The organism is Kitasatospora sp. NPDC001539 (assembly GCF_040298565.1).
Lineage (GTDB): Bacteria > Actinomycetota > Actinomycetes > Streptomycetales > Streptomycetaceae > Kitasatospora.
Genome location: NZ_JBEPAK010000035.1, coordinates 1 through 11,808, shown reverse-complemented (window position 1 = coordinate 11,808; position 11,808 = coordinate 1). Strand labels below are relative to the sequence as shown.

The 11,808-nt window shown below is 71.0% G+C and carries 10 protein-coding genes; all 10 read left to right on the top strand.

All coding sequences use genetic code 11. From position 1 onward, the window contains the following. Positions 1–2 precede the first annotated feature (2 nt). On the top strand, positions 3–605 hold the full coding sequence (gene nuoI / locus ABT247_RS08885) for an NADH-quinone oxidoreductase subunit NuoI (protein ID WP_350740216.1): 603 nt from the start codon (positions 3–5) through the stop codon (positions 603–605). Further along, positions 605–1,651 (top strand): NADH-quinone oxidoreductase subunit J, encoded by a 1,047-nt coding sequence (locus tag ABT247_RS08880; RefSeq protein WP_392898443.1) that lies wholly within the window; start codon positions 605–607, stop codon positions 1,649–1,651. The genes nuoI and ABT247_RS08880 overlap by 1 nt, the downstream gene beginning before the upstream one ends. Continuing rightward, positions 1,648–1,947 carry an NADH-quinone oxidoreductase subunit NuoK gene (gene nuoK, locus ABT247_RS08875; RefSeq protein ID WP_195911268.1) on the top strand — a complete coding sequence of 100 codons (300 nt, stop codon included), beginning with the start codon at positions 1,648–1,650 and terminating at the stop codon, positions 1,945–1,947. Before ABT247_RS08880 ends, nuoK begins: the two co-directional genes overlap by 4 nt. A gap of 14 nt (positions 1,948–1,961) precedes the next feature. After that, on the top strand, positions 1,962–3,857 hold the full coding sequence (nuoL, locus tag ABT247_RS08870; RefSeq protein WP_350740213.1) for an NADH-quinone oxidoreductase subunit L: 1,896 nt from the start codon (positions 1,962–1,964) through the stop codon (positions 3,855–3,857). Positions 3,858–3,897: 40 nt separating this feature from the next. After that, a complete protein-coding gene (locus ABT247_RS08865; protein WP_350740210.1) occupies positions 3,898–5,532 on the top strand; it encodes an NADH-quinone oxidoreductase subunit M in 1,635 nt (544 codons plus the stop codon). Beyond that, complete coding sequence (nuoN, locus tag ABT247_RS08860; protein WP_350740207.1) at positions 5,529–7,163, top strand: NADH-quinone oxidoreductase subunit NuoN; 1,635 nt, start codon at positions 5,529–5,531, stop codon at positions 7,161–7,163. Before ABT247_RS08865 ends, nuoN begins: the two co-directional genes overlap by 4 nt. Before the next feature lie 253 nt (positions 7,164–7,416). Beyond that, the gene (locus ABT247_RS08855) at positions 7,417–8,427 is read left to right on the top strand and encodes a polyprenyl synthetase family protein (protein ID WP_350740204.1); all 1,011 of its coding nucleotides are present in this window, start codon (positions 7,417–7,419) and stop codon (positions 8,425–8,427) included. A 103-nt stretch (positions 8,428–8,530) separates the two neighbouring features. Then, a complete protein-coding gene (locus ABT247_RS08850; RefSeq protein WP_350740201.1) occupies positions 8,531–9,193 on the top strand; it encodes a response regulator in 663 nt (220 codons plus the stop codon). 260 nt (positions 9,194–9,453) lie between these two features. After that, positions 9,454–11,421 carry a 2-oxoacid:acceptor oxidoreductase subunit alpha gene (locus ABT247_RS08845; protein ID WP_502892413.1) on the top strand — a complete coding sequence of 656 codons (1,968 nt, stop codon included), beginning with the start codon at positions 9,454–9,456 and terminating at the stop codon, positions 11,419–11,421. Further along, the coding region (locus ABT247_RS08840) for a thiamine pyrophosphate-dependent enzyme (protein ID WP_350740195.1) at positions 11,418–11,808 on the top strand (391 nt) is incomplete at its 3' end. The genes ABT247_RS08845 and ABT247_RS08840, both read left to right, overlap by 4 nt.

The window sequence follows — 11,808 nt, the reverse complement described above, 5'->3', positions numbered from 1 at the left end:
CGATGTCGTCCGACCAGACGGGCAGGGACGAGCGGGCCGAACGGCCGTCCGTCCTGGGCCCGGCCGCAGGCTTCGGCGTGACCTTCAAGGCCATGTTCAGGAAGCGGCTCACCGAGCAGTACCCGGAGCAGAAGAAGCCCACCGCTCCGCGCTTCCACGGCCGCCACCAGCTGAACCGGCACCCGGACGGGCTGGAGAAGTGCGTCGGCTGCGAGCTGTGCGCGTGGGCCTGCCCGGCCGACGCGATCTACGTGGAGGGCGCGGACAACCGGGACGAGGAGCGCTACTCGCCCGGTGAGCGCTACGGCGCGGTGTACCAGATCAACTACGCCCGTTGCATCCTGTGCGGGCTGTGCATCGAGGCCTGCCCGACCCGCGCGCTGACCATGACCAACGAGTACGAACTGGCCGACTCCTCCCGCCGGGACCTGATCTTCACCAAGGAGCAGCTGCTGGTCGGCCTGTCCGAGGGCATGGTCGACACCCCGCACGCGATCTTCCCGGGCGCCGACGAGGGCGCGTACTACCGGGGCGAGGTCACCGCGGCGGCGCCCGGGACGGTCCAGCAGGAGCGCACAGGCCGGGAGAAGGAGGTGCAGCAGTGATGACGCATCTCGCGGCCGCGACCGGGACGACCTCCACCGGCGAGGCCGTCCAGTTCTGGGTGCTCGCGGTGATCGCGGTCGGCGGAGCGATCGGCATGCTGCTGATGCGCAAGGCCGTGCACAGCGCGCTCTGCCTGGCGGCCACCATGCTGGCGCTGGCGGTCTGTTACATGGCCCAGGGCGCGGTGTTCCTGGGCGTGGTGCAGATCGTGGTGTACACCGGCGCGATCATGATGCTGTTCCTGTTCGTGGTGATGCTGGTCGGCGTGACCAGCGAGGACTCGCTGAAGGAGCACCTGAAGGGGCAGCGGGTCGCCGCGGTGCTCTGCGGGCTGGGCTTCGGCGTGCTGCTGATCGCCGCGATCGCCGACGCGAAGCTGAACCACTTCACCGGCCTGGCCGAGGCGAACGCCGAGGGCAACGTGCCGGGTCTGGCCCGGCTGATCTTCACCCGCTACGTCTGGGCCTTCGAGGTCACCGGTGCGCTGTTGATCACCGCGGCGATCGGCGCGATGGTGCTGACCCACCGGGAGCACGTGAAGGCTCCGAAGACCCAGCGCGAACTGGCGGAGCAGCGGGTCAGGGACAACATCCAGCTGCCGCCGCGGCCGGCCCCCGGCGTGTACGCCCGGCACAACGCGGTGGACGTGCCGGCGCTGCTGCCGGACGGCACCGTCGCCGAGGACTCGGTGATGTCGACGCTGCGCGAGCGCGGGCAGGTCCGGGACGTCAGCCAGGACATGTTGAAGCGGATGGCGGAGCTGGAGAACACCACCTCCGACTGGCTGGGCCGGCCGTCCTCGGAGCGGCCGGCGGTGACCGGCCCGCGCAGGTCGCTGGAGCCCGCGGGCGCCAACGCCGGCACCAGGACCGGCAACGGCACCCGGACCGCCAACGGCACCCAGGGCGGCAACGGCACCAAGGCCGCCAACGGAACGAGGACCGCCAACGGCACCAAGGCCGTCAACGGCACCGGAGCCGACCACGGCGCCGGGCCCGCCGACGGCACGGAGGCCGGCGGGGGCGAAGAGGAGGGCGAGCAGTGAACCCGGTCAACTACCTGTACCTGTCGGCCCTGCTGTTCACCATCGGCGCGGCAGGGGTGCTGATCCGGCGCAACGCGATCGTGCTGTTCATGTGCGTCGAGCTGATGCTGAACGCCTCGAACCTCGCGCTGGTGACGTTCTCCCGGTTGCACGGGACCCTGGACGGCCAGATCATCGCGTTCTTCACGATGGTGGTCGCGGCGGCCGAGGTCGTGGTCGGCCTCGCCATCATCGTCTCCATCTTCCGGACCAGGCACTCCGCTTCGGTCGACGACAGCAATCTGATGAAGCTGTAGGCGGAGGGCCTTCGGTGAACTGTCTCATTCCGCTGCTGGTGGCGGCTCCACTGGCCGGCGCCGCCCTGCTGCTGCTCGGCGGCCGGGCCCTGGACCGGTTCGGCCACTGGCTGGCCACCGCGCTCGCCGCGCTCTCGTTCGGCTTCGGCCTGGCACTGTTCTCGGACATGCTCGGCCGGAGCGCCGAACACCGGGCGGTGACCGAGCACCTGTTCAGCTGGGTCCCGGTGAACGCCTTCCAGGCCGACATCTCCTTCCGGCTCGACCAGTTGTCGATGACCTTCGTCCTGCTGATCACCGGCGTCGGCACCCTGATCCACCTGTACTCGGTGGGCTACATGGCGCACGACGAGCGCCGGCGCCGCTTCTTCGCGTACCTGAACCTGTTCCTCGCCGCCATGCTGCTGCTGGTGCTGGCCGACAACTACCTGCTGCTGTACTTCGGCTGGGAGGGCGTGGGCCTGGCCTCGTACCTGCTGATCGGCTTCTGGCAGCACAAGCCGAGCGCGGCGACGGCGGCGAAGAAGGCCTTCATCGTCAACCGGGTCGGCGACATGGGCCTGTCGATCGCGATCATGCTGATGTTCGCCGAGTTCGGCTCCTTCGCCTTCGACCCGGTGTTCGGCGGGGTGCAGCAGGCGAGCGAGGGCAAGCTGACCGCGATCGGCCTGATGCTGCTGCTGGCGGCCTGCGGCAAGTCGGCCCAGGTGCCGCTGCAGTCCTGGCTCGGTGACGCGATGGAGGGCCCGACCCCGGTCTCGGCCCTGATCCACGCGGCCACCATGGTGACCGCGGGCGTCTACCTGATCACCCGCTCCTCGGCGATCTTCGACCTGGCGCCGGACGCGCGGACCGCCGTGGTGGTGGTCGGCGCGGTCACGCTGCTGTTCGGTGCGGTCGTCGGTTGCGCCAAGGACGACATCAAGAAGGCGCTGGCCGGCTCGACCATGTCGCAGATCGGCTACATGGTGCTGGCGGCCGGGCTCGGTCCGATCGGCTACGCCTTCGCCATCATGCACCTGGTGACCCACGGCTTCTTCAAGGCCGGGCTGTTCCTCGGCGCCGGGTCGGTCATGCACGGCATGAACGACGAGGTGAACATGCGCCACTACGGCGGCCTGCGGCGGTACATGCCGGTCACCTTCGTCACCTTCGGCCTCGGCTACCTGGCGATCATCGGCTTCCCCGGTCTGTCCGGCTTCTTCTCCAAGGACCGGATCATCGAGGCGGCCTTCGCCAAGGGCGGCACCGAGGGCTGGATCCTCGGCCTGTGCACGCTGGTCGGCGCGGCGGTCACCGCGTTCTACATGACCCGGGTGATGCTGCTGACCTTCTTCGGCGAGAAGCGCTGGCAGGCGGACGACAAGGGCGACCTCCCGCACCCGCACGAGTCGCCGAAGACCATGACGATCCCGATGATCCTGCTGGCCGTGGGCTCGGTGTTCGCGGGCGCGCTCTTCGACGTCAACGACTCCTTCCTGAAGTGGCTGGAGCCGGTCACCGGGCACAGCGAGGGCAACTCGCCGCTCACCGCGTGGACCGTCACCGGTCTGGCCACCGCCTGCATGCTGGCCGGCGTCGGCCTGGCGTACCTGATGTACGGGCGCTCGCCCGTCCCCGTGGTCCCGCCGGTCGGCTCCCCGCTCACCCGGGCAGCCCGCCGGGACCTGCTGCAGGACGACTTCAACCACGCCGTGCTGGTGCGGCCGGGCTCGGCGCTCGCCGCCACGCTGGTCTACTTCGACAGCCGTGGCCTGGACGGCTTCGTCAACGGCCTGGCCGCCGTCATCGGGGGACTCTCCAGCAGGCTGCGGCGGGTCCAGACCGGTTTCGTCCGCTCGTACGCGCTCTCCATGTTCGGCGGCACGCTGGTGCTGGTCGCCTCGACTCTCCTGATGAGGTCCATGTGATGACAGTGACTCGCCCTGAAACGCGTGGGGAGGTCCGGCCGTGAGCGCCCTGCTGACCGTCACCTGTGCCGTCCCGGCGGCCGGCGCGGTGCTGACCGCCGCCCTGCCGGCCGGATCGACCGAGGCCCGGCGCAGGACCACCAAGGCCGTCGCCCTGGGCGTCTCCGCCGTCACCCTGGCGCTGGCCGCCCTGGTGGCGACCCGGTTCGACCCGCACGGGGCCCGCTTCCAGCTGACCGAGTCGTACAGCTGGATCCGCTCGTTCGGGATCGGCTTCTCGCTCGGCGTGGACGGCATCGGCGCCGTCCTCGCCCTGCTGACCGCCGTCCTGGTGCCGGTGGTGATGCTGGCCTCCTGGCACGACGCCGACCCCGACCAGGCGGCCCCCGACGGCACGGCCGAGCGGGACACCTTCGAGGGGCGCCGCAGGACCCAGGGCTTCTTCGCCCTGATCCTGGCGGTGGAGGCGATGGTGATCGTCTCCTTCTACGCCACCGACGTCTTCCTGTTCTACGTGTTCTTCGAAGCCATGCTGATCCCGATGTACTTCCTGATCGGCGGCTTCGGCGACCGGGCCGGCGGCCCCGAGTCGGCGCGCCAGCGCTCCTACGCGGCCGTCAAGTTCCTGCTGTACAACCTGCTCGGCGGCCTGGTGATGCTGGCCGCGGTGATCGGCCTGTACGTGATCGCGCAGGACCAGGGGTTCGGCACCTTCGACCTGCCGACGCTCACCCGGGCGGTCGCCGAGGGCAGGCTGCAGCTGACCGGCACCGCCGAGAAGGCGCTGTTCCTCGGCTTCTTCTTCGCGTTCGCGGTGAAGGCCCCGCTGTGGCCGCTGCACACCTGGCTGCCGAACGCGATGGGCGAGGCCACCGCCGGCACGGCCGTGCTGATCACCGCCGTGGTGGACAAGGTCGGCACCTTCGCGATGCTGCGGTTCTGCCTGGGGCTGTTCCCGGACGCCTCGAAGACCTTCGCCCCGCTGATCGTGGTCCTCTCGCTGGTCGGGATCGTCTACGGCGCACTGCTGGCGGTCGGCCAGAAGGACATCAAGCGGCTGATCGCGTACGCCTCGATCTCGCACTTCGGCTTCATCATCATGGGCATCTTCGCCCTGACCAGCCAGGGCCAGAGCGGTGCGACCCTCTACATGGTCAACCACGGCCTCTCCACCGCCGCGTGGCTGCTGGTGGCCGGCTTCCTGATCTCCCGCCGCGGCTCCCGGCTGATCGCCGACTACGGCGGCGTGCAGAAGATCGCCCCGGTGCTCGCCGGGACGTTCCTGATCGGCAGCCTGGCCACCCTGTCGCTGCCGGGGCTGGCCCCGTTCGTCAGCGAGTTCCTGGTGCTGGTGGGCACCTTCACCCGCTACCCGGCGATCGGCGTGATCGCCACCTTCGGCATCGTGCTGGCCGCGCTGTACGCCCTGCTGCTGTACCAGCGCACCATGACCGGCCCGGTGAAGGACGGGGTGCGGACCATGCCCGACCTCAAGGCCCGCGAACTCGCCGTGGTGGCACCGCTGGTGGCGCTGACCATCCTGCTGGGCGTCTACCCCAAGCCGCTCACCGACCTGGTCAACCCCTCGGTGAACGCGACGCTCTCGCAGGTCCACCAGACCGACCCGGCGCCGGCCCACCCGGTCGCCGCCACCTCAGGAGGTGAGCAGAAGTGAGTGCCACCGCAGTGCTCGCCGCCGCCGGCAACACCCCCGGCATCCCGGCGCCGCACATCGAGTACGGCCAACTCTCCCCGATGCTGGTGGTGTTCGGCGCCGCCGTGGCCGGCATCCTGGTCGAGGCCTTCGTCCCCCGGCGGCTGCGGCACTGGACCCAGGTCTCGCTCGCCCTGGTCGCCCTGGTCGGTGCGTTCGTCGCCGTGGTGGTGCTGGCCGCCCAGGGCCACGGCGCGCCCCGGATCGACCTGCTGGCCATGGAGTCGGTCGCCCTGGACGGTCCGGCGCTGTTCCTGCAGGGCGTGATCCTGCTGGTCGCCGTGGTCGCGGTGCTCACCTACGCCGAGCGCAAGCTGGAGCCGAAGGCCGGCGGCCTGCCCGCCGACGCCTTCGCCGCCCAGGCCGCCGCCACCCCCGGCGGCGAGCAGGAGCGCTCCGCGATCCGGGCCGGCTTCACCACCAGCGAGGTCTTCCCGCTCACCATGTTCGCCGTCGGCGGGATGCTGCTCTTCCCCGCCGCCAACGACCTGCTGACGATGTTCGTGGCGCTGGAGGTCTTCTCCCTGCCGCTCTACCTGCTGTGCGCCCTGGCCCGCCGCCGCCGGCTGCTCTCCCAGGAGGCGGCGGTCAAGTACTTCCTGCTCGGCGCCTTCGCCTCGGCCTTCTTCCTGTTCGGCACCGCGCTGCTGTACGGCTACGCGGGCAGCGTGAAGCTCGGCGACATCGCGGACGTCATCTCCGGCAAGGCGATGACCACCCCGGCGCAGCTGAGCACCACCCAGAGCGACGCGCTGCTGCTGACGGGCCTGGCGATGCTGGCGGTCGGCCTGCTGTTCAAGGTCGGCGCGGTGCCCTTCCACTCCTGGACCCCGGACGTCTACCAGGGCGCGCCGACGCCGGTGACCGGCTTCATGGCGGCGGCCACCAAGGTCGCGGCCTTCGGGGCGTTCCTGCGGCTGTTCTACGTGGCCTTCCCGGGCCTGCGGCTGGACTGGCGGCCGGTGCTGTGGGGGGTCGCGATCCTCACCATGGTGGTGGGGGCGGTGCTGGCGGTCACCCAGCAGGACGTCAAGCGGATGCTGGCGTACTCCTCGATCGCCCACGCCGGGTTCATCCTGACCGGCGTGATCGCCGTCAACAAGCAGGGCCTGTCCTCGGTGCTGTTCTACCTGGCGGCGTACTCCTTCGTGACCCTCGGCGCCTTCGCCGTGGTCACCCTGGTGCGCGACTCCAAGGGCGAGGCGACCCACCTGTCCAGCTGGGCCGGGCTGGGGCGGCGCTCGCCGCTGGTGGCGGCGGTGTTCGCGCTGTTCCTGCTGGCCTTCGCCGGGATCCCGCTGACCTCCGGCTTCACCGGGAAGTTCGCGGTGTTCCAGGCGGCGGCGGCCGGCGGGGCGACCCCGCTGGTGGTCGTCGGTGTGCTGAGCTCGGCGGTGGCCGCGTTCTTCTACATCCGGGTGATCGTGCTGATGTTCTTCTCCGACCCCAAGCCGGGCGGTCCGACGGTGGCCATCCCGAGCGCCTTCACGGCGACCGCGATCGGCGTGGGGGTGCTGGTGACGCTGGGCCTCGGGCTGCTGCCGCAGTACTTCCTGGACCTCGCGTCCAAGGCCTCGCTGTTTGCGTACTGACCGTCACCGGTCGGTTGGCTGGAGATCGGTCCGGAAGTCCGGGCCGGTCTCCAGCCCTTTATTTCCGGACGAATTCGCCCCCACCGCCGCAAGGCCCGGACAGCCGTCCTGACCAGGGCTTCCGGCCCGATCATGACAGGATCCGCACGCCCGTGCAGTGATCCACTCACGACCGGATACCCTGCCTGTATGGCCAGCGGCGGCACTCAGGGACCAGGCCGCTAGATCGACCAGGGACAGAGGAGTGGTCTTCGTGACCGTCGTGGAACCCTTCGGGCTCAGCGTGCAGGACCGCGACCTGACCCGGGACGTCCAGGCCGGACTGGACGCGGTGGAGGCGGCCCTCGGCGAGGCCGTCAAGAGCGACGTCCCCTTCATCACCGTCACCGCCAGTCACCTCCTGGAAGCCGGCGGCAAGCGCTTCCGCCCGCTGCTCCTCCTGCTGGCCGCCCAGTTCGGCGACCCGGGCGCGCCCGGTGTGGTGCCCGCCGCGGTGGTCGTCGAGCTGACCCACCTGGCCACGCTCTACCACGACGACGTCATGGACGAGGCCCCGGTGCGCCGCGGCGCCGAGAGCGCCAACTCCCGCTGGGACAACTCGGTCGCCATCCTCACCGGCGACTTCCTCTTCTCCCGCGCCTCCCAGGTCCTGGCCGACCTCGGCCCGGAGGCGGTGCGGATGCAGGCCGAGGCCTTCGAGCGGCTGGTCACCGGCCAGATCCTGGAGACCCGCGGCCCCGGCCCCGAGGCCGACCCGCTGCTGCACTACCTGGACGTGCTGGAGGGCAAGACCGGATCGCTGATCGCCGTCGCCTGCCGGATAGGAGCGCAGATGGCCGGCGCCGAACCCTGGATGGTGGACACCCTCGGCGAGTTCGGCGAGCGGATCGGCATCGCCTTCCAGCTGGCCGACGACGTGCTCGACATCGCCAGCGACGGCGACGAGTCCGGCAAGACCCCCGGCACCGACCTGCGCGAGGGCGTGCCCACCCTGCCGACGCTGCTCCTCGAGCGGATGCCCGCCGACCCGGCCGACCCGGACGACGTCCGGCTGCGCGAGCTGCTCACCCAGGACCTCTCCGACGACGAGCTGCACGCCGAGGCGCTGCGCCTGCTGCGCCGCCACCCCGCGCTGGAGCACGCCCGCCGGGAGACCCTGCGGCACGCCGAGGAGGCCCGGGCGCTGCTCGCCCCGCTGCCGGACTGCGCGGCCAAGGCGGCCCTGGAGGGGCTCTGCGACGCGGTGGCGATCCGCACGATGTGAACGGGCCCCGGAGCGGGCGGGCGATCCGGCCCTCGCTCCCCGGCGGGGTGCGCCGATGGGGGAGACTGACTCCCGTCAGCTCACGCCTGCCCGGAAGGCCACCATGCGTCGCGTCGTCATCGCCGAGGACTCCGTACTGCTGCGGGAGGGCCTGACCCGGCTGCTCACCGACCGGGGCCTGGAGGTCGTGGCGGGCGTCGGCGACGGAGAGGCGCTGGTCAGGACCGTGCACGGACTGGCGGCGGCCGACGCCCTGCCGGACGTGGTGGTCTCCGACGTGCGGATGCCCCCCACCCACACCGACGAGGGCCTGCGCGCCTGCGTGGAGCTGCGCGGCCACTACCCGCAGCTGGGGGTCCTGGTGCTGTCGCAGTTCGTGGAGGAGCGGTACGCCTCCGAACTGCTCGCCGGATCCACCCGGGGCGTCGGGTACCTGCTCAAGGACCGGGTCGCCGAGGTGCGCGAGTTCGCCGACGCGGTGGTCCGGGTCGCCGAGGGCGGCACCGCGCTGGACCCGGAGGTGGTGCAGCAGCTGCTCAGCCGCAGCCGCAAGGGCGACGTTCTGGCCAATCTCACTCCGCGCGAGCGCGAGGTGCTGGGCCTGATGGCGGAGGGCCGCACCAACGCGGCGGTGGCCAGGCAGCTGGTGGTCTCCGACGGGGCCGTGGAGAAGCACGTCAGCAACATCTTCCTCAAGCTGGGCCTGGCCCAGAGCCCGGAGGACCACCGCCGGGTGCTCGCGGTGCTGACCTACCTGAACTCCTAGGGCGCCTGCCCGGGGCCTCCTGCTCCGTCCGACGCGGCCGCCGGAGCGCGGAAGGATCTCCGGCGGCCGAGCGTTGTCCGAAGAGCGGCACGGGCGCGCGGGAGGCTGCAACTTCCTGCCGAAGTTCCGGCCGCGCTCGAGGCCGCATGCATAAGATGCGAGCGGTGCACCAGGCGGACGGGGCACAGGGCCGCGCCCGCGGTGGTGTGCCCACGAGGAGGTCCGCGGCAGTGACCAGTCAGGTCGATCAGTCAGAGGCAGTGGACGGATCGGGCGGCGACGAGGCTCGTACCGGCGACGGTGGCGGACGCCCCGGCGCGAACGGGCCCGACGGTCCGCAGGCCCCGGGTGGCCCGCCGGCGAGGCGCGCCAAACCCATTCGCAGACTCGACCGGGTGATCATCCGTTTCGCGGGCGACTCCGGTGACGGCATGCAGCTCACCGGGGACCGGTTCACCTCGGAGACGGCGAGTTTCGGCAACGACCTCTCCACGCTGCCGAACTTCCCGGCCGAGATCCGGGCCCCCGCCGGGACGCTGCCCGGCGTCTCGTCCTTCCAACTGCACTTCGCCGACCACGACATCCTCACCCCGGGCGACGCCCCGAACGTGCTGGTGGCGATGAACCCGGCGGCCCTCAAGGCGAACCTGCCGGACCTGCCGCGCGGCGCGGAGATCATCGTCAATACCGACGAGTTCACCAAGCGCGCACTGGCGAAGGTCGGCTACGCGGCGGATCCGCTCGGCGACGGCTCGCTGGACGGCTTCCACCTGCACAAGGTGCCGCTCACCACGCTGACCCTGGAGGCGCTCAAGGACAGCGGGCTGGCCCGCAAGGACGCCGAGCGGGCGAAGAACATGTTCGCCCTCGGCCTGCTGTCCTGGATGTACCACCGGCCCACCCACGGCACCGAGACCTTCCTGCGCAGCAAGTTCGCCAGGAAGCCGGAGATCGCCGAGGCCAACATCGCCGCCTTCCGGGCGGGCTGGAACTTCGGCGAGACCACCGAGTCCTTCGCGGTCTCCTACGAGGTGCCACCGGCCAAGCTCCCCGCCGGGCGCTACCGCAACATCTCCGGCAACCTCGCCCTCTCCTACGGGCTGATCGCCGCCGCGCAGCGCTCCGGGCTGCCGCTCTACCTGGGCTCGTACCCGATCACCCCGGCCTCGGACATCCTGCACGAGCTGTCCAAGCACAAGAACTTCGGCGTGCGCACCTTCCAGGCGGAGGACGAGATCGCCGGCATCGGCGCGGCCCTCGGTGCCGCCTTCGGCGGGGCGCTCGGCGTGACCACCACCTCGGGGCCCGGCGTCGCGCTGAAGTCGGAGACCATCGGGCTGGCCGTCTCGCTCGAACTGCCGTTGCTGATCGTGGACATCCAGCGCGGCGGCCCGTCCACCGGACTGCCGACCAAGACGGAGCAGGCCGACCTGCTGCAGGCCATGTTCGGCCGCAACGGCGAGGCGCCGGTGCCGATCGTCGCCCCGGCAACGCCCGCCGAGTGCTTCGAGGCGGCGCTGGAGGCGGCCCGCATCGCGGTGACCTACCGGACCCCGGTCTTCCTGCTCTCCGACGGTTACCTGGCCAACGGCTCCGAGCCCTGGCGGATCCCCGCCGTCGACGAACTGCCCGAGATCGACCCGCAGTTCGCCACCGGCCCGAACCGCGAGGACGGCGCCTTCTGGCCGTACCTGCGCGACCCGCACACCCTGGCCCGGCCCTGGGCGGTGCCCGGCACGGCCGGTCTGGAGCACCGGATCGGCGGCATCGAGAAGCAGGACGGCACCGGCAACATCTCCTACGACCCGGCCAACCACGACTTCATGGTCCGCACCCGGCAGGCCAAGGTCGACGGCATCACGGTCAAGCCGGTGGAGGTCGACGACCCGACCGGCGACGCCCGGGTCCTGGTCCTGGGCTGGGGTTCGACCTACGGCCCGATCACCGCGGCGGTGCGCCGGGTGCGCGCGGACGGCGGCGAGATCGCCCAGGCGCACCTGCGCAACCTCAACCCCTTCCCCGCCAACCTCGGTGCGGTGCTGCGCAGTTACGAGAAGGTCATCGTTCCGGAGATGAACCTCGGGCAGCTCGCGCTGCTGCTGCGGGCGAAGTACCTGGTGGACGCCGAGTCCTACAACCAGGTGCGCGGACTGCCGTTCAAGGCGGCTCAGTTGGTCGACGTGCTGTGGGCGGCGATCGGCACCCTGGACGAGGAGGACCACCGATGAGCGAGAACGGCTTCCCGTCCCTGAAGCTGGTGCCCAAGGCCGAAGCGCCGCAGAGCGCCCGGGACTTCAAGACCGACCAGGAGGTGCGCTGGTGCCCCGGCTGCGGGGACTACGCCATCCTGGCGGCGGTGCAGTCCTTCATGCCGGAGCTCGGGATCAAGCGCGAGAACACCGTGTTCGTCTCCGGCATCGGCTGCTCCTCCCGCTTCCCGTACTACATGAACACCTACGGGGTGCACTCGATCCACGGCCGGGCGCCGGCGATCGCGACCGGGCTGGCCTCCGCCCGGCGGGACCTGTCGGTCTGGGTGGTCACCGGTGACGGCGACGCACTGTCGATCGGCGGCAACCACCTGATCCACGCCCTGCGGCGGAACGTCAACCTGA